This window comes from Pseudomonas oryzihabitans, from assembly GCF_024652905.1.
In the GTDB taxonomy this organism is placed as follows: domain Bacteria; phylum Pseudomonadota; class Gammaproteobacteria; order Pseudomonadales; family Pseudomonadaceae; genus Chryseomonas; species Chryseomonas benzopyrenica.
This window is the reverse complement of sequence record NZ_CP102428.1, coordinates 345,593-366,538: the sequence shown is the minus strand read 5'-3', so window position 1 is coordinate 366,538 and position 20,946 is coordinate 345,593. Positions and strand designations below refer to the sequence as shown.

The following is a 20,946-nucleotide window of genomic DNA, read 5'->3' as shown; positions in this document are numbered from 1 at the left end:
TCTTCCCTAGCGAGGAGGGCTTATCCTGTCGCCCGAATCATGAATTTCCAGGGTCCCTGACCCCGAACGCCGGCTCCCTCGGGAATCGGTGCCGATACGGCTTTTCGTTGGAATCTTCATTGCTAATGGCGCGACAGGCAGTCGTCGCGCAGGCCCAGGGCCAACACTCTTCCGGATCGCCGGCTCGCCGACGATCCCCTCTTTCCGATCAAGGGAGTTCCGCATGCACACCGACCTGACCCGCGAGCAAGCCCAGCAGGGCCGCCCGGCGCAAGATGACAGCCAGGACCTGGGCGCCACCGCCCCCGGTCAACTGCGCGTCATCAAGCGCAACGGTACCGTCGTCCCCTATACCGACGACAAGATTACCGTGGCCATCAGCAAGGCTTTCCTCGCCGTGGAAGGCGGTACCGCTGCAGCCTCCTCGCGCATCCACACCACCGTCAAGCAGCTCACCGACCAGGTCAGCAGCACCTTCAAGCGCCGTATGCCCTCCGGTGGCACCATTCACATCGAAGAGATCCAGGACCAGGTCGAACTGGCGCTGATGCGCGCCGGCGAGCAGAAGGTCGCCCGCAGCTACGTGATCTACCGTGAGGCCCGCAGCCAGGAGCGCAAGCAGGGCGCCGCCAGCGACATCGCCGAGCCGCACCCGAGCATCCGCGTGACCAAGGCCGACGGCACCACCCAGCCGCTGGACATGGGTCGCCTGAACACCATCATCAGCGAAGCCTGCGAAGGCCTCGAAGAGGTGAACGGCGAGCTGATCCAGAAGGAAACCCTGAAGAACCTGTACGACGGCGTGGCCGAGAAGGACGTCAACACCGCCCTGGTGATGACCGCCCGCACCCTGGTCGAGCGTGAGCCCAACTACTCCTACGTCACCGCCCGCCTGCTGCTGGACAGCCTGCGCGCCGAAGGCCTGAGCTTCCTCGGCGTCGCCGAGTCCGCCACCCACCACGAGATGGCCGACCTCTACGCCAAGGCCCTGCCCGCCTACGTCGCCAAGGGCGTGGAGCTGGAGCTGCTGGACCCGAAACTGGCCAGCTTCGATCTGGAGCGCCTGGGCGCCGCCATCGATCACGAGCGCGACCAGCAGTTCACCTACCTGGGTCTGCAGACCCTGTACGACCGTTACTTCCTGCACAGCCACGGCACCCGCTTCGAGCTGCCGCAGCTGTTCTTCATGCGCGTGGCCATGGGCTTGGCGCACATGGAAAAAGATAAAGAAGCCCGCGCCATCGAGTTCTACAACCTGCTGGCCAGCTTCGACTACATGGCGTCCACCCCGACCCTGTTCAACGCCGGCACCCTGCGTCCGCAGCTGTCCAGCTGCTACCTGACCACCGTGCCCGACGACCTGTCCGGCATCTATGGCGCCATCCACGATAACGCCATGCTGTCGAAGTTCGCCGGCGGCCTGGGCAACGACTGGACCCCAGTGCGTGCCCTGGGCTCCTACATCAAGGGCACCAACGGCAAGAGCCAGGGCGTCGTGCCCTTCCTCAAGGTGGTCAACGACACCGCCGTGGCGGTCAACCAGGGCGGCAAGCGCAAGGGCGCGGTCTGCGCCTACCTGGAAACCTGGCACCTGGACATCGAGGAATTCCTCGAACTGCGCAAGAACACCGGTGACGACCGTCGTCGTACCCACGACATGAACACCGCCAACTGGATCCCCGACCTGTTCATGAAGCGCGTCTTCGAGGACGGCAACTGGACCCTGTTCTCCCCCGCCGACGTGCCCGATCTGCACGACCTCTACGGCAAGGCCTTCGAAGAGCGCTACGAGTACTACGAAGCCCTGACCGAGTACGGCAAGCTCAAGCTGCACAAGACCATCAAGGCCAAGGACCTCTGGCGCAAGATGCTGTCCATGCTGTTCGAGACCGGCCACCCGTGGCTGACCTTCAAGGACCCGTGCAACCTGCGCAGCCCGCAGCAGCACGTGGGCGTGGTGCACAGCTCCAACCTCTGCACCGAGATCACCCTGAACACCAACAAGGACGAGATCGCCGTGTGCAACCTGGGTTCGGTGAACCTGGTGAACCACATCGTCGATGGCAAGCTGGACACCGCCAAGGTCGCCCGCACCGTCAAGACCGCCGTGCGCATGCTCGACAACGTCATCGACATCAACTACTACTCGGTGCCCCAGGCGGAGAATTCCAACCTCAAGCACCGTCCGGTCGGCATGGGCATCATGGGCTTCCAGGATGCGCTGTACCTGCAGCACATCGCCTACGGCTCGGATGCCGCCGTGCAGTTCGCCGACACCTCCATGGAAGTGATCAGCTACTACGCCATCCAGGCCTCCTGTGACCTGGCCGAAGAGCGTGGCAGCTACTCCAGCTTCCAGGGTTCGCTGTGGTCCCAGGGCATCCTGCCGATCGATTCCGAGAAGCGCCTGATCGAAGAGCGCGGCGCCAAGTACATCGAGGTCGACCTGTCCGAGACCCTGGACTGGGCCCCGCTGCGCGAGCGTGCCAAGAAGGGCATCCGCAACTCCAACATCATGGCCATCGCGCCGACCGCGACCATCGCCAACATCACCGGCGTGTCCCAGTCGATCGAGCCGACCTACCAGAACCTCTATGTGAAGTCGAACCTCTCGGGCGAATTCACCGTCATCAACCCCTACCTGGTACGCGACCTCAAGGCCCGCGGCCTGTGGGACTCGGTAATGGTCAACGACCTCAAGTACTACGACGGCTCCGTGCAGCAGATCGAGCGCATCCCGCAGGATCTGAAGGACCTGTACGCCACCGCCTTCGAAGTGGAGACCAAGTGGATCGTCGAGGCCGCCAGCCGTCGCCAGAAGTGGATCGACCAGGCGCAGTCGCTGAACCTGTACATCGCCGGCGCCTCGGGCAAGAAGCTCGACGTGACCTACCGCATGGCCTGGTTCCGCGGTCTGAAGACCACCTACTACCTCCGTGCCCTGGCTGCCACCAGCACCGAGAAGTCCACCATCAACACCGGCAAGCTGAACGCCGTGAGCGCCGATCCTATCACCGGCGTCCAGGCCAGCGCGGCCCCCGCCCCGGCCCAGAAAGCCGAAGCTGCTCCCGCCCCCGCACCGGCTCCGGTGCCCAAGGCCTGCAGCCTCGACGATCCCGAGTGCGAAGCCTGCCAGTAACACCCCAAGCCCTCTCCCAGTAGAGGGCTGCTCTTTATCCCCTCTCCCCCTGGGAGAGGGCTAGGGTGAGGGCCAAATCCCGCACCCGCGCACCACTCTTATCCCCTCTCCCTCCGGGAGAGGGCTAGGGTGAGGGCCCGCCGCCCCGCCCCCACCGCACAGCCACCCAGGAGACACCCCATGCTGAACTGGGAAGAATTCGACAAAGACGACGACGCCACCCCCGCCAAGCCCGCGCAGGCCGCTGGCCAGCAGGCGCCCGCCCAGACCGAGCGCCTGGACTCCGAGGGCGACGCCCTGGTCCATGACGCCCGCGCCCTGTCCGCCGACGACTCCGATGCAGTGGCCCGCGCCAAGGCCGCGCTGAACGAGCTGGACATCCAGGAAGGCCTGGACGACCTGGAAGGTTCCTCCGCGCGCGTGCACGTCGGCGACAAGCAGATGATCAACGCCCGCGCCGACCTCAACCAGCTCGTGCCCTTCAAGTACGACTGGGCCTGGCAGAAGTATCTGGATGGTTGCGCCAACCACTGGATGCCCCAGGAAGTGAACATGAACGCCGACATCGCGACCTGGAAGAGCGCGGACGGCCTCACCGAGGACGAACGCCGCATCGTCAAGCGCAACCTCGGCTTCTTCTCCACCGCCGACTCCCTGGTCGCCAACAACCTGGTGCTGGCCGTCTACCGCCTGATCACCAACCCCGAGTGCCGCCAGTACATCCTGCGCCAGGCCTTCGAAGAGGCGATCCACACCCACGCCTACCAGTACTGCATCGAGTCGCTGGGCATGGATGAAGGCGAGATCTTCAACATGTACCACGAGATCCCGAGCGTCGCGAAGAAGGCGAGCTGGGGCCTGAAATACACCCGTTCCATCTCCGACCCCGAGTTCAAGACCGGCACCCCGGAGACCGATCGCCAGTTCCTCAAGAACCTGATCGCCTACTACTGCGTACTGGAAGGCATCTTCTTCTATTGCGGCTTCACCCAGATCCTCTCCATGGGTCGCCGCAACAAGATGACCGGCACCGCCGAACAGTTCCAGTACATCCTGCGTGACGAATCCATGCACCTGAACTTCGGCATCGACATGATCAACCAGATCAAGATCGAGAACCCGAGCCTCTGGGATGCCCAGATGAAGGACGAAGCCACCCAGATGATCCTCCAGGGCACCCAGCTGGAGATCGAATACGCCCGCGACACCATGCCCCGCGGCGTCCTCGGCATGAACGCGGCGATGATGGAGGACTACCTCAAGTTCATCGCCAACCGCCGCCTGACCCAGATCGGCCTCAAGGAAGAATACCCGGGCGCCACCAACCCCTTCCCCTGGATGAGCGAGATCATGGACCTGAAGAAGGAGAAGAACTTCTTCGAGACCCGCGTGATCGAGTATCAGACCGGTGGGGCGTTGAGCTGGGATTGATGTGACGCTCTTCACAGAGTAGATTGACCTAACACCTGCCATGGATGTTGGGATCGCAATTTAAAGGCCCCGCCAGTGCGGGGCCTTTGTTTTGGAGTCTTAAATGCATCGTATTATCCAGACACATTTAAAGAAATTTGCTACAGAAAAAGAGCTTCTTGACTTAAACGCAGAACATCAATTTGAAATGTTTGCAAACCACTGTCTAATCAGTCGATTCTACTCAGGAAAATTTGATATTCGAGACGTCACAACCGATGAAGATGACGCTGGAATCGATGGAGTAGCAATCATTGCAGACTCTGAAATCATTACAACTGTGGATGAGATTGAGGCTCTATTTAAAAGTCACAAAAGAAGCATTGAAATTGATTTTGTTTTCATTCAATCCAAAACATCTGAAAGCTTTGAAAAAAAAGAAATAACAAACTTTGGCGAGGGCGTTTTTGATTTTTCTTGTGACGAATCGGAATTCCCTCAAGACGATGTACTTTCTGAAGCGCGCCGCATATTTGAAGCTGTAGTTGATAACGTAGATAGAGTTAAGAACGGGAAGCCAAATGCAACCACCTATTTTGTTGCTACAGGGACCTGGCCAGATACAAAAGAGCTAAACGCTGCACTAAAAACAACTGAAAAGAAGATAAAAGCAACTGGATTCTTCAATAAAGTTACAAGCTTAAAAATTGACAGAGATGAGCTGATAAAACTCTGGAGCTCAATTCACCAACCTGTTGAGGCAGTTGTCAAAGTCAAAGGGTATGTGCCTTACAACGAAATGAATGGAGTAGAAGAATCCTATATCTCCATTATTCCCGCAAGAAATTTTGTAGACTCTCTACTCAAAGCAGAAGATGGAAAAATGCGCGGGGGTATATTTGACGAAAACGTTCGAGCCTATCTCGGCGAAGACAATGACGTTAATTCAGAAATCCGAAGCACTCTCGCTAGCCAGAACTCTCAAGAATACTTTGCGCTTCTAAATAACGGCATAACTATCGTATCGCCAGATGTTCGGGTGCAAAGCGATTCTATTAGCTTATTCAACTATCAAATAGTGAATGGCTGTCAAACCAGTCATGTTCTGTATCGAAACTATGACTTAATTGACAGCAACACAATGATAACCGCAAAGGTCATTGAAGTTGATAATCAGGAAATTATCAACAAAATCGTTGAAGCAACAAATAATCAAAGCCATGTCTCCAACGAGAAATTTCTTTCCTTGAAGTCAAAATCAAAGTCGGTGGAAAGCTATTTTAATAGCTGGAATGATGACACTACCGAAGACTCGAAAATATATTTTGAGAGGAGAGAAAATCAATATTCAGGAAGAGGTATACTAGAAACCAAAGTTTTTGACATTCGATCTGTTGCACGAGCATTTGCATCAATGTTCTTAGAGGTTCCCCATACTGCCGCGAGTTACCCAACGCAAATTTTCGAACAATCAGGAAGTCAACTTTTCGAAGACAACCAAAATGAAATCGCTTATTATTGCGCAACATTAGCGCTATATAAGTTCAATAGACTCTTCAACAGTAAGAAATTCCCAGGAAATTTTGGGAAATACCGCTGGCATAGCCTCATGCTACTAAAATATGTAATTAACGGAGCAGACAAGTCTCCAGAACTTAATTCAAAAAAAATTACGAAGTACTGCCTCAATATCATTGAGGAATTAAATAAACCCAGAGACGATTACTTCCAATACTTTGAAAATTGCAAGAATATAATTGAAGCAGGCGGATGGGCAACAAAGGATCGTTTAAAGCGCTCATTACACACTTCGGAACTTAAAGAGATCATGAGAAACACCATAAAAAAATAACACAGCGGTAATCACAGCCACATGTTAATTCTGACAGCATGGACAATTGAAAAATTGTCCATTGATAGATCATTAAGTCTAGAACTCTATAAGCTTTAGTCGCTTATGCCTATTCGAGTGACAGATTAAGTTTCAATACGGAAACCAGGCGTTCTGGTACTTCCGATCAAGGACGACCCCATGCCCCGCTGGACCGACCAACCCGCTACCGACACGGATGCCGTCTTCGATTTCATCCTCGCGTTCTTCGGCACCGCCCTGCGGCACCATGCCTCGCTGCTGGCCAAGGTACTACCGCCGACCCTAGGCTTCGGGATGTTCCTGGCCTATTTCGCCCGCAATCACTTCTATCCCAGCTTCGATCTCTTCCAGTTTTCGTCACTGCTGCTGGCGGCCGCCTGCATGGGCTTTCTGACCATAGGCGCCTTCGTTGCCGCGCTATTCCTACCAGGAGCTTGGGTCTATTACGGCTTCATCAATACGCCGGCGATCAAGGAAGACATCATCTACGCCCTGCCCTATCGCGGTGAAGGTCGCTTTCGCAAACTCATGCTATTGATGGCACTTGTATTCTTCGTGCCTTATCTACTAATAGGGCTGAGCGATGCAATTATTCTGTTCTTCATTGACCCGGAGCTATTCCTAGGCGTTTCACTGTTGGCTCCCGTACTTATCACACTAGTGGCAGGTGTCGTTGTTCAATGGCTGTTCGCGCTGCCTTCTTTCAGCTTCTTGAAGTTCGTCTGGCAAGCGTATGTCCCGGTAATGGTCGTCGGCTACTTCATCGTCTGGATGCTGGGCAAGGCCTATCCACTGGTGAACGAGTGGCCTCTCCTTACCAAATGGGCAACGCTTTGCGCCGCGCCTCTCGCCATTGCTTTCGTCGTGACGATGACCTCCATGATCTTCATCGCTGGCTGGAAGGCCGCGATGATGTTTTCCCTGTTCTTCGCCCTCTTTCTGGCCGGCTATAGCGGGGTGCTCACCACCCTGCCCGAGACCATGGTCAAGACGCTGGGCCTGGGTAACTACCAAGCCAAAGCTATCGTGCTGGATACCGCCTATTGCGCCAAGGACCAGGCGAGGGTGCTGCCCACCGATGACCAGTGCGTGCTCAAGGAGGTACAGGTGGTCTGGTCACTGGGCGAGGCCTTCGTGCTGCGGCTGGCGGATGGCAGCATGGCGCGGTTGCCGGCATCGGCGATTCGGACGCTGGTGAAACCCCAGTAACGGACGGTCCGCCTGGCAAGCCTCAGGTCAGGTTTGAATTAGCTTTATCGGCCCGTCATCATGGCGCGCAATCCTCTGCCTCAAGCCCGCGCCTGCCGTGTCGATAAGACTGCGGTGCGGCTCCGCCTTGGCGTGTGCTCGCCCCCGGCAGGGAGCGCCCTTCTCGTATCCAGACAGGTCCGATTCGCCCATGGCACTCGATGCCCCCACCATGCTGACCCTCACCATCGCCCTAGCGGCTGCCGCGGCGGGCTATCTGGCCATCGAGTGGCGATCGGTGCGCGAGTCGGCGCTGCTGTACTGGAGCACGGGTTTCGCCCTGATTTGCGTGGGTAGCACCCTGGCGCTGTTGCGCAGCCAGGGACTGCTGCTGGTGGGCATCTGGTTCGCCAATGGACTGCTGATCTTCGTGCATGGGCTCTTTCTGATCGGCGTGGCGCGCTTCACGGCGCGGCGTTTGAGTCTGGGCTGGTGGGCCTTCGTTGCGATCTGGCTCGGGATGTTGCTGCTGCCCAACGAGCCATGGTGGTCCAAGGTGCTGCTGGTGGTGCAGTCGCTCATGATCGGCATCCTGGCGATACGGGCGAGCCTGCTGCTGCGCCGGCGCAATGCCGGAGAGCGGCAGCTGCGCGCGGTGCTGCTGATCCATGGACTCTTCTATCTGATCAAGATGATTCCGCCGCTCACCCCCGGCAGCCTGATCGATCTGGCGGTCTATCGCGGCGTCATCATCCAGATCTCCCTGGTGGAGGGGGTGATGGCGGTGATGCTGATCGCCCTGTCGATGACCGGCACGGTGCGCTATCGCCGCGAGCAGCATATCGAGCGCCTGGCCGGCAGCGATCCCCTGACCGGTCTGCATAATCGCCGCGCCCTGGAAGCCGAGGCGCCACGACTGTTCAGCCAGGCGACCCCGGCTCGACCCGGCGCCCTGCTGCTGATCGATCTGGACAACTTCAAGCTGGTGAACGACCTCCATGGCCACGCCGCGGGTGACGGCCTGCTGATCGCCCTGAGCGACCTATTGCGCACCTCCCTGCCCCGCCAGGCGCTGGCCGCCCGGCTGGGGGGCGATGAATTCGTGGTGCTGCTGGGTGAGGCGGCCGATGCGGATGTCGTGCGTTTGGCAGACACACTGCGCCAGCGCTTCAACCAGCTGGCGGCGCAGCGCCTGCGGACGCCCGAGCCCGTCACCCTGAGCATCGGCGCGGTGCTGTTCGATCAGCCGCCGGAAAACCTGGCGGCCTTGCTGGAGCGCGGGGACGGTGCCCTCTACGCCGCCAAGCGTGGCGGGCGGGATGGCTTGCGGATGAGTCTGGGATGAAGGCGCGCTGATGGCTTAGGCTTGGGCGACTGCCTGACCGGAGCCACCATGCCCATCGCCCTCGAATCCCCCGACCAACCCGAGATGATCGCCCTGATCGCCGAACTGGATGCCTATCAGGACGGCCTCTATCCACCTGAAAGCCGCCATGCGCTGGATCTCGCATCGCTCATGCAGCCGAACGTGCTGTTCCTGGTCGCCCGCGATGACGGCGGTCACGCGCTGGGCTGTGGCGCCATGGTGCTGCATGAGGGCTATGGCGAGATCAAGCGGATGTATGTGAGCCCCAAGGCTCGCGGGCAAGGGCTGGGCGGTCGCCTGCTGGCGGAGCTGGAGCGTGAAGCGGCAGGCCGCGGGTGTGAGTTGGCACGACTGGAAACGGGGCCCTATCAGCCGGAGGCCTTGAGGCTTTATGAGTCAGCGGGTTACCAGCGGCGTGGTCCTTTTGGGGCGTATCGGGAGGATCCGTTGAGTGTGTTCATGGAGAAGCGGCTGGGCGATAGTGGCCAAGGCATCGATTGGCCGCGATAGCTCACGAGGTAGGTTGGGTTGAGCGCAGCGAAGCCCAACGTTGGTCCCAGCTTGTTGGGCTTCGACGATGGACCTGTCTCAACCCAACCTACGTCCCATATCCCGACCTGCCTCTATGGGGATTTAGTGGGCAAGGCCTCGGTGGTCCGCGCGATGCCTTGCGAGGTAGGTTGGGTTGAGCGTAGCGAAGCCCAACGCTGGCTCTGGATTGTTGGGCTTCGACGGTGGAGCTGTCTCAGCCAAACCTACGTCGCTTGTTTCAGTCCGCTTCCATGGGGGCGGTAGGTAAACCACGAATAGGTAGTGGCCGACGGGCGTGGACAGGCCTGCGCCGTTTTCCACGCTACGGGGTGAACTCCGCTAACAGGAATTCCACGAAGCTCCTCACTGTCACCGAGCGCCATCTCGTCTGGGCATAGAGCGCCGTCAGGGGGCGGGTGAGCTCCTGGCCTTGGAAGAGACGCACAAGGCTGCCGGCGGCGACGTCGTCCTGCAGCAGGAAGGCGGGCTGGAGTATGACACCGAGGCCTTGCAGGGCGGCCAGGCGCAGGGCGGGGCCGTTGTTGAGGTGCAGGCGACCGGGTGGCAGCGGGCCGAAGTTAGTGCCAGTCTGGGTGCGCCATTGGTGCAGGGCGCGAGGGTCCATGCCAAGGCAGTCGTGGGCCTCCAGATCAGCCAGTCGCTCGGGCATGCCGCGTTGGGCGAGATAGCCGGGCGCGGCGCAGCACCACATCACATAGGGCGCCAGGGGTCGCGCCACCAGCGAGGAGTCGGCCAGTTCGCCGATGCGGATGGCGATGTCGATGCCCTCCTCCACCAGATCCTGGACCCGGTCGCTCAGCACCAGATCGAGGGTGACCTGGGGATGCTGCGCCAGATAGTCGCCGAGTCGCGGCGTAAGGCCGTAGGTGCCAAAGGACACCGGCGCCGAGACGCGCAGGATGCCGGCGGGCGCCAGGCGCTGGGTTTCGGCCTGGCGGTCGGTGTCGGCGACCAGGGCGAGGATCTCGCGGCAGCGGGCGTAGTAGCCCTCCCCAAAGGCGGTCAGGCGCTGGCGCCGGGTGGTGCGTACCAGCAATTGCAGGCCCAGGCGCTTCTCCAGACCGCGCAGGTGATTGCCGGCCATGGTCGGCGAGATGCCCTGGGCCTGGGCCGCAGCGGCCAGGCTGCCGCGCTCCACCACGGCAACGAACACCTGCATGCTGTCGAGCAGATCCATTCAACACTCCTGTTAAGGAATCCTTACACCTAGGTGGCGTTTATCTCATTTGGGTAATGGGTGAGGCTAGTGGTGTGGGTGAGGTCGCGAAGTGTTGGGCTTCGCTGCGCTCAGCCCAACCTACGAAAATCCTCACCCCTGGAGAATCGATCATGGATCTGCAACTGCACGACCGTACTGCCCTGGTGACCGGCGCGAGCATGGGCATAGGCACGGGCATCGCCCGCGTCCTGGCTGCCGAAGGCGTTCGGCTGGCGATCACCGCGCGGCGGCGGGACGCCCTGGAGACTCTGGCCGAGGAGATCGTGGCGGCGGGTCATGCCCGGCCGCTGGTGATCGTCGCGGATATCACCGACGCCGAAGACGTCCAGCGCCTGGCGCGGCAAGCGGAGCAGGGATTGGGCCGGGTGGACATCCTGGTCAACAACGCCGGCGGCACAAGACCGCTTTCGGTGACGGCGGACGATGCGGCCTGGGACGAAGCCTGGAATCTCAACTTCACCGCGACCCGCCGCCTGACCCAGGCGCTGCTGGGCGGAATGCGCGAAAGGCGCTGGGGACGCATCGTCAATTTCAGCGGCAGCATGGAGCCGCGGGACCTGAACGGCGCCGGGGCGGCCAAGGCGGCGATCCAGTTCTGGTCCAAGGGGCTGGCGAGCCAACTGGCGGCCGAGGGCATCACGGTCAACACCATCGCGCCGGGGCGGATCAATTCCGAGCAGATCCTGCAGCGGCTGCACCCGACGCCCGAGGCGCGCCAGGCCTTTATCGCTCGCCACATTCCCATCGGCTATTTCGGCGAGCCGGAGGACGTGGGCCAGGTGGTGGCCTTTCTCGTCTCACCGCTGGCGCGCTACCTCACCGGTGATGTCATCGCGGTGGATGGCGGGATGCACGCCCATGCCCACTAAGACTCTGTACAAAGCCTGCTGCGCGTCGGCCAAACTGCGTTGAAAAAGCCTTCGGAATGCTCATTTACCACTCGTAAACTCCGCTTCCTCAGGCATTTTCGCCTTGTTTGGCTCTAGCTCGCGAGACTTTGAACAGACTCTAGCGCCTGACGCAGACGAACAGCGCATTGCCCGCCTCGCCGGCCCAGGGCTCGATGCGCTGATAGTCGTGCTCCAGCATCTGCACCTCGAAGTGCGGCGTCAGCAGGGCCAGCAGTTCGGGGAAGTCCACCGCCACCATGGGGTGTTCGTCCTGCCAGGTCTGCTGCGCGCCGGCGTGGCGGCGTTCGATGCGCAGGCGGAGTTGCTGGTGTTCGCCCTCGCCCGGGTAATGCCAGGCGGAGGCGAAGCTGAAGTGGCCATCGGCCCGTTCGACGCTGTGGCCGACGCTGGAGGCATTGTCGATACGGCGCTTGTCGACGGCGTTGAAGCAGAACAGGCCGCCCGGGGTCAGGGCCGCCCGGACCTGCATCAGGCAAGCCTGGAGGCGTGCGAGGCTGCCGCTGTAGTGCAGGGAGTAGAGAAAGCAGGTGATCAGATCGACCGGCTGCTCCAGCTCGAAGGCGCACATGTCCTGGCAGGAGAAGTCCGCCTCCGGGCAACGCAGCGCGGCCTGGGCGAGCATCGGCGGATTGAGGTCCAGCCCACTGCTCTGGAAGCCGGCATCGAGGAAATGCCGCACATGGGGGCCGGTGCCGCAGGCGAGGTCGAGATGACGACTGCCACCGTTGCCGAACAGTCGCTGCAGGCGCAGTACCGCCTGGCTCTGGGCCCGGTAGTCGATGTCAGCGCAGAGCAGGTCGTAGTAGGCCGACAGGTCGGTGTAGAGGGCGGTGGCGGACATCGCAGGGGCTCGGGGCTGGAGACGCGGGCGCGCATCTTAGTCGGTTTTCGCGATGATGGACGCTTTATACTGGCGGTTTTCCCGAGAGTCCCCTGACGTGAGCAACAAGAGATACGCCTGCATCGGCCTGAGCAACCCCAAGTCGCCGTCCAACGTCGGGTCCATCATGAGGGCGGCGGGTTGCTACGGGGTGGCCTCGGTGTTCTATACCGGCACCCGCTACGACCGCGCCAAGGACTTCGTCACCGATACCAAGAAGGTCCACCAGGATATCCCGCTGATCAACATCGACGACCTGCGCCGCATCCTGCCGCTGGGGTGCGTACCGGTGGCGGTGGAGCTGGTGGAGGGCGCCCGGCCGCTGCCCGAATACACCCATCCCGATCGCGCGCTCTACCTGTTCGGCTCGGAGGACGGTTCGCTGAGCCAGGAGCTGCGCGACTGGTGCGAGGACGTGGTGTACATCCCCACCCAGGGCTGCATGAATCTGGCGGCCACGGTCAACGTGGTGCTCTATGACCGGCTGGCGAAGGGGAATAACACCCGCTCCGGTCCGCTGTTCTAGGCCTTGCCTGAAAACTGCCTGCGCATCGGTGATGCTGCGTTAAAAATCAGCTGGATCGCCAGCCCGGTCGGAATGCTCATTTACCCCTCGTAAACTCCGCTTCCTCGCTGATTTGATTCGCTGGCGCTCACCCTTCGGGCCAGCCTTCGGCTGTTACTCCCGTTGGTCGTTGCGCCTTGCCTCACCTTCGCTCGGCGACTTTTCAGACAAGTCCCAACGTCTTCAACCAAACCCCTGGGTCGGCCGGCGCAAGACCGGATCGAAGGGGTTGATGCGCGCGGCGATCACCCCGGCTTCGCGGCGGAGCAGTTCGATCACCGTGGGCAGGCGCTGGGCGTTGAGGCGTTCGCTCAGGGTGCCCACGCTCAGGGCCGCTACCGCCCGGCCATTGCGGTCGAGGATGGGCACGGCGAGGCCCGACATGCCGGCCAGCACCCCGGTGTTGCGCGCGGCGTAGCCCTGCTGGCGGACGTTGTCGATCTCGGCGCGCAGCAGCACCTCATCGTAATGATGGGCATCGCGCAGCCGCGGCAGGTTGTAGCGGATCACCTCGTCGCGCTCTTCCTCGGGCAGGAAGGCCAGGATCGCCAGGGCGCCCTGGCCGCCGCCCAGGGGCACGCGACCGCCGATGTCGCCGGTGAAGGTGCGGATCGGATAGGGCCCCTCGCTGCGGTCCAGGCACATGGCGTCGAAGCCGCTGCGCGCCAGCAGGAACAGTGAGTCGCCCAGGGACGCCGACAGCCGCAGCAGACTCGGCCGCGCCAGGTCGCGCAGGTTGCCGACCTGGCCGGCGCGGGCCGCCAGGGCGAAGAAATCCAGGCTCAGGCGGTATCTCTTGCTACGAGCGCACTGCTCGACCATGCCCTCTTCCACCAGGCCACGCAGCAGCCGGTGGGTGGTGGGTTGCGACAGGCCGACGCGCTCGGCCAGGCGGGTGACCTTTTCCCCCTCGGGATCACCCTCACCCAGGGCGCGCACCACGGCGAACACCCGGCTGATGGCGCCAACACCTACCTCACCTGCCGCTGTCTTTCTTTCACTGGAATCTTCCATCTACCGCACTCCAAAATATTCCACTGAGTGAATAAATCTGAAAAAAGAGTTCATTCAGTGAAAAACCTGCTTGTCCCGCATCCTAGGTCGCCCTTACCTTCAGGTCCATAGGGCGATACTCACAATCACCGGACGCCGCCAATCGAGCGAGCGCCAACGTCCCAGATCCAGGCTGTCTTTCGCCCTGCCAAAACCTTGCCCACCTCTCCCGTGGGCGCGACCGGAGGAGCATTGCGGCCATGGCTTTCCTGACTCTCGACAATCTCAGCAAGCGCTACGGCGACAGCTACGCGGTGGCCGGTTCGACCCTGGCCATCGAGCGCGGCGAATTCGTCTCCCTGCTCGGCCCCTCCGGCTGCGGCAAGACCACCACCCTGCAGATGATCGCCGGCTTCGTCGACGTCAGCAGCGGGCGCATCCTGCTCGACGGCCAGGACATCACCCACGCCAAGCCGGCCAGTCGCGGCCTCGGGGTGGTCTTCCAGAGCTATGCGCTGTTTCCCCACATGACGGTGCGCGACAATGTCGCCTTCGGCCTGCGCATGCGCAAGGTGGCGGGCGCCGAACTGGCGCGGCGCGTCGAGGAAGCCCTGGGCCTGGTGCATCTGGGTCAGCATGCCGAGCGCTATCCCCGCGAACTCTCCGGCGGTCAGCGCCAGCGGGTGGCCCTGGCCCGAGCGCTGGTGATAGCACCACCGGTGCTGCTGTTGGACGAACCGCTGTCCAACCTGGACGCCCATCTGCGCGAGGAGATGCAGTTCGAGATCCGCCGCATCCAGCGCGAGGTGGGCATCACCACCCTGATGGTGACCCACGACCAGTCCGAGGCGCTGTCCATCAGCGACCGGGTGGTGGTGATGGAAGCTGGCCGCATCACCCAGGTGGATGCGCCCTATCGCCTCTACGAACACCCGCGCAACAGATTCATCTCCGATTTCGTCGGCAAGGCCAACTTGCTGCCCGGCAGCCTGGATGCCCAGGGTCGGCCGCAGATCGCCGCCGGCGGCGCCCTGGCGATCTCGCTGCGGCCGGAAAAGATCGAATTGCGCCCCGCCGGTGAGGGACGTCTGCAAGGGCGGGTGCTGACCCGTTTCTTCCTCGGCAGCCAGTGGCTGTATCGGCTGGAGACGGCGCTGGGCGAGGTGTCGGTGCTGCGCAGCAACGATGGGCTGCCGCCGCTGGACGAGGGTCAGCGCGTCGGGCTGCACTGGGACGACGGTCTGCTGCGCCAACTGGAAGCCGCGGAGACCGCCGCATGAGCACCCTGCTGCGCGGCACCGGTCGCGTCTATCTGCTCAGCGCCCCGGCCCTGGTGCTGTTCGCCGGACTGCTGCTGGCGCCCCTGGCGCTGACCCTGGCGCTATCCTTCAACGTCTTCGACTACGAAACCGGGATCAAGGAAGGCAGCTACACCCTGGCCCACTACTTGAGCCTGCTGGGCGATCCCTACTTCTACGAGATCTTCCTGCGCACCTTCTGGATCAGCGCCCTGGTCACCCTGCTCTGCGTGTTGATCGGGGTACCGGAGGCCATCGTCCTCAGTCGCATGGGCGCGCCCTGGCGCTCGATCTTCCTGATCCTGGTGCTGACGCCGCTGTTGATCTCGGTGGTGGTGCGCGCCTTTGGCTGGAGTCTGCTGCTGGGCGCCGATGGACTGGTCAACCAGGCCATCGTGGCCCTGGGCGGGCGGCCGCTGAAGCTGCTCTACACCCCCTTCGCGGTGATCGTCGGCCTGGTCCACGTGATGCTGCCGTTCATGATCATCCCGGTGTGGACCTCGCTGCAGAAACTCGATCCCGCCGCCGAACAGGCCGCGCTGTCGCTGGGCGCCAGTCACCTGACGGTGCTGCGGCGCATCGTGCTGCCTCAGGTGATGCCCGGGGTGCTGTCGGGAACGCTGATCGTCTTCGGCCTGGCCGCCAGCTCCTTCGCCATCCCCGGTCTGTTGGGCGGACGCCGGCTGAAGATGGTCGCCACCCTGATCTACGACCAGTACCTGGCCGAGCTGAACTGGCCGATGGGCGCCACCCTGGCGGTGGCCCTGCTGCTGCTCAACCTGCTGGTGATGCTGGGCTGGAATCGCCTGGTGGAACGCCGCTACAAACGTGCCCTGGGAGTCTGACCGCATGACCCGCAACGGCCCGCTCGGGCTCGCCTTCCATACCCTGGTGATGGTCTTCATGCTGGCGCCGCTGGTGGTGGTCTGCCTGGTGGCCTTCACCCCGGAGAACACCCTCAGCCTGCCCACCGCCGGCTTCTCGCTGCGCTGGTTCGCCGCCGTGTTCGAGCGGGCGGACTTCCTCACCGCCTTCTACAACAGCCTGCAGCTGGCGGCGCTGTCGGCCACCCTGGCGACGCTGATCGCGGTGCCGGCGGGGCTGGCCATCACCCGCTACCGCTTTCCCGGCCAGGGCTTTCTCAACGGCCTGTTCCTCTCGCCGATCATCATCCCGCACCTGGTGCTGGGCGTGGCCATGCTGCGGCTGTTCGCGCTGCTGGGGGTGAATGGCAGCTTCAGCTGGCTGGTGCTGGCCCACGTGGTGGTGATCACCCCCTATGTGCTGCGCCTGGTGATCGCCGCCGCCATCGGCATCGACCGCAGCGCCGAGCAGGCGGCCGAGAGCCTGGGCGCCAGTCGCACCACGCTGTTCTGCCGCATCACCCTGCCGATGATCCTGCCCGGGGTGGCCGGCGGCTGGCTGCTGGCCTTCATCAACAGCTTCGACGAGGTGACCCTGTCGATCTTCGTCACCTCGCCGGCGACCCAGACCCTGCCGGTGCGGATGTACGTCTACGCCACCGAATCCATCGACCCCATGATGGCGGCGGTGTCGGCGCTGGTGATTGCCCTGACCGCGGCCACCATGATCCTGCTCGACCGCATCTATGGCCTGGATCGCGTGCTGGTGGGCAAACAATGAATAGCCGAGCCCCGTCCATGGCACTGCTCAAGCGGGTGGCCGAAGGCGACCGCCCGACCCTGGCATTTACCCTCGACGGCCAGCCGGCCGAGGGCCTGCAGGGCGATACCCTGCTCACCGCCATCCTCACCCAGAGCGATCACCTGCGCGGCAGCGACTTCGGCGGTGAGCCCCGCGCCGGCTTCTGCCTGATGGGCGCCTGCCAGGACTGCTGGGTGCGCCTGGCCGACGGCCGCCGGGTGCGTGCCTGCGCCACCTTTCTCGAAGCGGGCCAGCAGGTCAGCCGCGATCCGGGGCGGCCGCTGTGAGCGCCGTCGTGGTGATAGGCGCCGGGCCGGCGGGCATTCGCGCGGCCCAGACCCTGGTCGCCCATGGCCTGGAGCCGGTGCTGCTGGACGAAAGCGCCTGCGGCGGCGGCCAGATCTATCGCCAGCAACCGGGCAATTTCCGGCGCCCGCTCAAGGCGCTCTATGGCTTCGAAGCCGGCAAGGCTCAGGCGCTGCACGGTGCTTTGACCGAGATGCAGACGACGCTGGACTATCGACCCGACACCCTGGTGTGGAATGCCGAGCAAAGCGCTCTGGATACCCTGAGCCAGGGCCGCTACGTCGATCGTCTGGCCTTCGACCAGGTGATCGTCGCCACCGGTGCCACCGACCGCATCCTGCCGGTGCCGGGTTGGACCCTGCCGGGCGTCTACAGCCTGGGCGCATCCCAGGTGGCGCTCAAGTTCCAGGGCTGCGCCATCGGCAGCCGACCGGTGCTGGCCGGTACCGGCCCGTTGCTCTATCTGGTCGCCTATCAATACGCCAAGGCCGGGGCCAAGCCGCTGGCGGTGCTGGACAGCGCGCCCTTCCGCGACCAGGCCGCTGCAGCTCCGGCGCTGCTCGGTCAACCGGCCACCTTTGCCAAGGGCCTCTACTACCGCAGCTGGCTGGCGCTGCACGGCGTGCCCGTGCACCAGGGCGCCGATCTCCTGGCGGTCGAAGGCGAACGCCGAGTGGCTGCCGTGCGCTGGCGCGCCGCCGATGGCGAGGAGCACCGGCTGGCGTGCGACGCCCTGGGCTTCGGCCAGACGCTGCGCAGCGAGACCCAGCTAGCCGATCTGCTGGGCTGCGAGTTCGCCTGGAATCCGCTCAATCGCGCCTGGCTGCCGGTGCGGGACAACGGCGGCCGCAGTAGCCAGGCCGGGGTCTACCTGGCCGGCGACGGCGCCGGTATCCAGGGTGCCGATGCCGCCGAACTGGCGGGCGAACTGGCGGCCCTGAGTCTGCTGGATGATCGTGGCGTGCCGGTGGACAGGGCGCGTATCCAGGCCCTGCAGGCACGCCTGGCGCGCTTCGAGGTCTTTCGCCAGGGCCTGGAGCGGGCCTTCCCCTTCCCCGCGGACTGGGCGGCCAAGGCGCCGGACGCACTCATGGTCTGTCGCTGCGAACAGGTCAGCGCCGGGGAGATCCGCGCCGCGGTGGCCCAGGGTCATTGGGAGATCAACAGGGTCAAGGCCACCTGCCGGGTCGGCATGGGCCGCTGTCAGGGACGGATCTGCGGCGCCGCGGCGGCCGAGTTGATCGCCTGCGCCAGTGGTCGCCCGCTGGACCAGATCGGCCGGCTGCGTGCCCAGGCGCCGATCAAGCCGCTGCCCTTTGGCGTGGAGCTGGCGCCATGAGCCGGCTGGACGTGGATGTGCTGATCATCGGCGGCGGTATCGTCGGCAGCAGCGCGGCGCTGTTCCTGGCCCAGGGCGGCCAGCGCGTCGCCCTGCTGGAACGCAATTTCTGCGGCGCCCAGGCCAGTGGCGTCAACTATGGCGGGGTGCGCCGCCAGGGGCGGCCGCTGGTGCAATTGCCACTGTCCAGTCGCGCCCATCAGCTTTGGGGCGGTCTGCGGGACCTGCTGGGTACCGATGGCGAATACCTCAGATCCGGCCACCTCAAGCTGGCCCGCAGCGAGACCGACTTCGCCTCCCTGCAGGCCTATGCCCAGGCCAGCCGGGGCTTCGACCTGGATCTGCAACTGCTCGACCGGGGCGAATTGCGCCGGCGCTTTCCCTGGGTCGGCGACATCGCCGTGGGCGCCTCCTTCTGCCCCGAAGACGGCCACGCCAATCCACGCCTGGTCTCCCCGGCCTTCGCCCAGGCGGCTGCCCGCGCGGGCGCCCGAATCCTCGAACGGACCGCCGTGACCACCGTCGAGCACGACGGCCAGCGCTTCCAGCTCCGTACTGACAGCGGCCAGACCCTCACCGCGCCCTGGCTGCTGAATTGCGCGGGCGCCTGGGCAGCGGAGCTGGCCGCCCGCTTCGGCGAGCCGGTGCCCCTCACCGCGGCCCATCCGGCCATGCTGGTGACCGAACCGCTGCCGCCCTTCATGACCGCCAGCACCGGTGTGGAAGGCGGCGGCATCTATGCCCGCCAGGTGGCCCGTGGCAATTGCGTACTGGGCGGCGGGCGCGGCTTCGCCCTCGACGCCGACCGCGCCCGCCCCGGCCAGCTGGCCATCCTCGACATCCTTAGAAACGCCGCCGAACTCTATCCGGCGCTCAGCGGGGCCCAGGCGATCCGCACCTGGAGTGGCGTCGAGGGTTATCTGCCGGATCACCAGCCGGTGCTTGGCCCCAGTCTCACCACCCCCGGCCTGCTGCACGGCTTCGGCTTTGCCGGTGCGGGCTTCCAGATCGGGCCGGCGGCTGGCGAAGCCCTGGCCGAGTGCATCCTGCAGGGCGCGCCCCGGCACAGCCTGCAGGCCTTTTCCATCGCCCGTTTCCCTTCCCAGCCCAGGAGTTCCCAATCATGCGCCTGACCCCTGCCCTGCTCGTGGCCCTCGCCGGCCTGCCCCTGGCCGCCGTGGCCGAACCGACGCTCTACCTCGGCATGAATGGCGGCACCATGGAGCGCCTCTATGCCGACAGCGTGCTGCCCGCCTTCGAGAAGGCGCACAACGTCAAGGTGGTGATCGTGCCCGGCACCTCGGCGGACATCCTCGCCAAGGTCCAGGCCAGTCCGCAGAAGCCGCCGATCCATGTGATGTTTCTCGACGACGGCATCATGTACCGCGCCATCGGCATGAATCTGTGCAGTCCGCTCAAGCCCAGCGCGAGCCTGGCGCAGATCCCCGACAAGGCCAAGATCAAGGACCAGGCGGCTGCCGTCAGCCTGGGCGTGACAGGGCTTGCCTACAACAGCCGGCTGTTCAAGGAAAAAGGCTGGGCGGCGCCGACCTCCTGGGCCGATCTGGCCGATCCCAAGTACAAGGGCAAGGTGGTGTTCCAGTCGCTGTCCTCGTCCACCTTCGGCCTGCACGGCTTCCTGATGTTCAACCGTCTCAAGGGCGGCACCGAGCAGGACGTCGACCCCGGCTTCAAGGCCTGGCCCACCACCGTCGGCCCCAATGTGCTGGAGTACATCCCCAGCTCGGCCAAGCTCTCGGAGATGGTGCAGACCGACGAGGCGGCGCTGTTCCCGCTGACGCCCACCCAGGTCACCGCTCTCAAGCTCAAGGGCATCCCGGTGGAATACGCGCCGCCCAAGGAGGGCGCCGTGGTGCTCAACGTCGCCGAATGCGTGACCGCCAACAACGACCAGCCGGAGCTGGCCCAGCAACTGGCTGAGTACCTGCTGACCCCCGAGGCCCAGGCCCCGGCGCTGGAACTGGGCGACCAGATCCCGTCCAACCCCAATACCCCCACCACCGACAAGACCCGCGGCCAGGTGGAGGCCATGCAGAACTACCTGAAGACCGCCGTGACCATCGACTGGGACGAGGTCAACAAGGTAAGGCCGCAGTGGAACGCCCGCTGGAATCGGCAGGTGGAGCGCTAGTCGGCCGAATAGCGCAAATACGCTGGTCGGTGTCGACCCTGGACAACCCCGGTTCGGGGCGACCCCTCACCCTTGGCGGCTTCCATCACC

Annotated in this window: 18 protein-coding genes; 15 read left to right on the top strand and 3 right to left on the bottom strand. The window is 63.3% G+C overall.

Annotation, left to right across the window (positions count from 1 at the left end; all coding sequences use genetic code 11):
• Nucleotides 1-223 precede the first annotated feature (223 nt).
• From NRG74_RS01700 to NRG74_RS01675, 6 genes are all read left to right on the top strand, one after another.
• On the top strand, nt 224-3,139 hold the full coding sequence (locus NRG74_RS01700) for a ribonucleoside-diphosphate reductase subunit alpha (RefSeq protein WP_257705584.1): 2,916 nt from the start codon (nt 224-226) through the stop codon (nt 3,137-3,139).
• A gap of 180 nt (nt 3,140-3,319) precedes the next feature.
• On the top strand, nt 3,320-4,570 hold the full coding sequence (locus tag NRG74_RS01695) for a ribonucleotide-diphosphate reductase subunit beta (protein ID WP_017641969.1): 1,251 nt from the start codon (nt 3,320-3,322) through the stop codon (nt 4,568-4,570).
• Between the two features lie 103 nt (nt 4,571-4,673).
• Complete coding sequence (locus NRG74_RS01690) at nt 4,674-6,401, top strand: AIPR family protein (protein WP_257705583.1); 1,728 nt, start codon at nt 4,674-4,676, stop codon at nt 6,399-6,401.
• Nucleotides 6,402-6,581: 180 nt separating this feature from the next.
• Entirely contained in the window at nt 6,582-7,631 is a 1,050-nt protein-coding gene (locus NRG74_RS01685) for a hypothetical protein (protein WP_257705582.1), read from the top strand.
• Between the two features lie 190 nt (nt 7,632-7,821).
• On the top strand, nt 7,822-8,955 hold the full coding sequence (locus NRG74_RS01680; RefSeq protein ID WP_257705581.1) for a GGDEF domain-containing protein: 1,134 nt from the start codon (nt 7,822-7,824) through the stop codon (nt 8,953-8,955).
• 48 nt (nt 8,956-9,003) lie between these two features.
• Entirely contained in the window at nt 9,004-9,486 is a 483-nt protein-coding gene (locus NRG74_RS01675; protein WP_064309061.1) for a GNAT family N-acetyltransferase, read from the top strand.
• 343 nt (nt 9,487-9,829) lie between these two features.
• Here the strand turns inward: NRG74_RS01675 and NRG74_RS01670 are convergent, their stop codons facing one another.
• Complete coding sequence (locus tag NRG74_RS01670; RefSeq protein WP_257705580.1) at nt 9,830-10,705, bottom strand: LysR family transcriptional regulator; 876 nt, start codon at nt 10,703-10,705, stop codon at nt 9,830-9,832.
• Nucleotides 10,706-10,857: 152 nt separating this feature from the next.
• Here NRG74_RS01670 and NRG74_RS01665 point away from each other — a divergent pair, with 152 nt between their 5' ends.
• On the top strand, nt 10,858-11,616 hold the full coding sequence (locus NRG74_RS01665) for an SDR family NAD(P)-dependent oxidoreductase (protein ID WP_257705579.1): 759 nt from the start codon (nt 10,858-10,860) through the stop codon (nt 11,614-11,616).
• Nucleotides 11,617-11,755: 139 nt separating this feature from the next.
• On the opposite strand, the gene NRG74_RS01660 is transcribed toward NRG74_RS01665, so the two are convergent.
• Nucleotides 11,756-12,499 (bottom strand): class I SAM-dependent DNA methyltransferase, encoded by a 744-nt coding sequence (locus NRG74_RS01660; RefSeq protein ID WP_257705578.1) that lies wholly within the window; start codon nt 12,497-12,499, stop codon nt 11,756-11,758.
• Between the two features lie 97 nt (nt 12,500-12,596).
• Between NRG74_RS01660 and NRG74_RS01655 the strand changes: the two genes are divergently transcribed.
• Nucleotides 12,597-13,064: an RNA methyltransferase gene (locus NRG74_RS01655; protein WP_208692104.1), complete on the top strand. Its 468-nt coding sequence runs from the start codon at nt 12,597-12,599 to the stop codon at nt 13,062-13,064.
• A gap of 222 nt (nt 13,065-13,286) precedes the next feature.
• Here the strand turns inward: NRG74_RS01655 and NRG74_RS01650 are convergent, their stop codons facing one another.
• Nucleotides 13,287-14,117, bottom strand: a complete 831-nt coding sequence (locus NRG74_RS01650; RefSeq protein WP_257705577.1) for an IclR family transcriptional regulator — start codon at nt 14,115-14,117, stop codon at nt 13,287-13,289.
• Nucleotides 14,118-14,356: 239 nt separating this feature from the next.
• Here NRG74_RS01650 and NRG74_RS01645 point away from each other — a divergent pair, with 239 nt between their 5' ends.
• Genes NRG74_RS01645 through NRG74_RS01615 form a run of 7 tightly spaced genes read left to right on the top strand, consistent with a single transcriptional unit; the run spans nt 14,357 to nt 20,856 of the window.
• Nucleotides 14,357-15,376, top strand: coding sequence for an ABC transporter ATP-binding protein (locus tag NRG74_RS01645; RefSeq protein ID WP_257705576.1), 1,020 nt, complete (start codon nt 14,357-14,359; stop codon nt 15,374-15,376).
• Nucleotides 15,373-16,239, top strand: coding sequence for an ABC transporter permease (locus NRG74_RS01640; RefSeq protein WP_257705575.1), 867 nt, complete (start codon nt 15,373-15,375; stop codon nt 16,237-16,239). Before NRG74_RS01645 ends, NRG74_RS01640 begins: the two co-directional genes overlap by 4 nt.
• A 4-nt stretch (nt 16,240-16,243) precedes the next feature.
• A complete protein-coding gene (locus NRG74_RS01635) occupies nt 16,244-17,038 on the top strand; it encodes an ABC transporter permease (RefSeq protein WP_027598975.1) in 795 nt (264 codons plus the stop codon).
• A gap of 17 nt (nt 17,039-17,055) precedes the next feature.
• Nucleotides 17,056-17,346 carry a (2Fe-2S)-binding protein gene (locus NRG74_RS01630; RefSeq protein ID WP_026083946.1) on the top strand — a complete coding sequence of 97 codons (291 nt, stop codon included), beginning with the start codon at nt 17,056-17,058 and terminating at the stop codon, nt 17,344-17,346.
• Nucleotides 17,343-18,704: an NAD(P)/FAD-dependent oxidoreductase gene (locus NRG74_RS01625; RefSeq protein WP_257705574.1), complete on the top strand. Its 1,362-nt coding sequence runs from the start codon at nt 17,343-17,345 to the stop codon at nt 18,702-18,704. The genes NRG74_RS01630 and NRG74_RS01625 overlap by 4 nt, the downstream gene beginning before the upstream one ends.
• The gene (locus tag NRG74_RS01620; protein ID WP_257705573.1) at nt 18,701-19,837 is read left to right on the top strand and encodes an NAD(P)/FAD-dependent oxidoreductase; all 1,137 of its coding nucleotides are present in this window, start codon (nt 18,701-18,703) and stop codon (nt 19,835-19,837) included. The genes NRG74_RS01625 and NRG74_RS01620 overlap by 4 nt, the downstream gene beginning before the upstream one ends.
• Nucleotides 19,828-20,856 (top strand): ABC transporter substrate-binding protein, encoded by a 1,029-nt coding sequence (locus NRG74_RS01615; RefSeq protein ID WP_257705572.1) that lies wholly within the window; start codon nt 19,828-19,830, stop codon nt 20,854-20,856. The genes NRG74_RS01620 and NRG74_RS01615 overlap by 10 nt, the downstream gene beginning before the upstream one ends.
• Nucleotides 20,857-20,946: the final 90 nt, after the last annotated feature.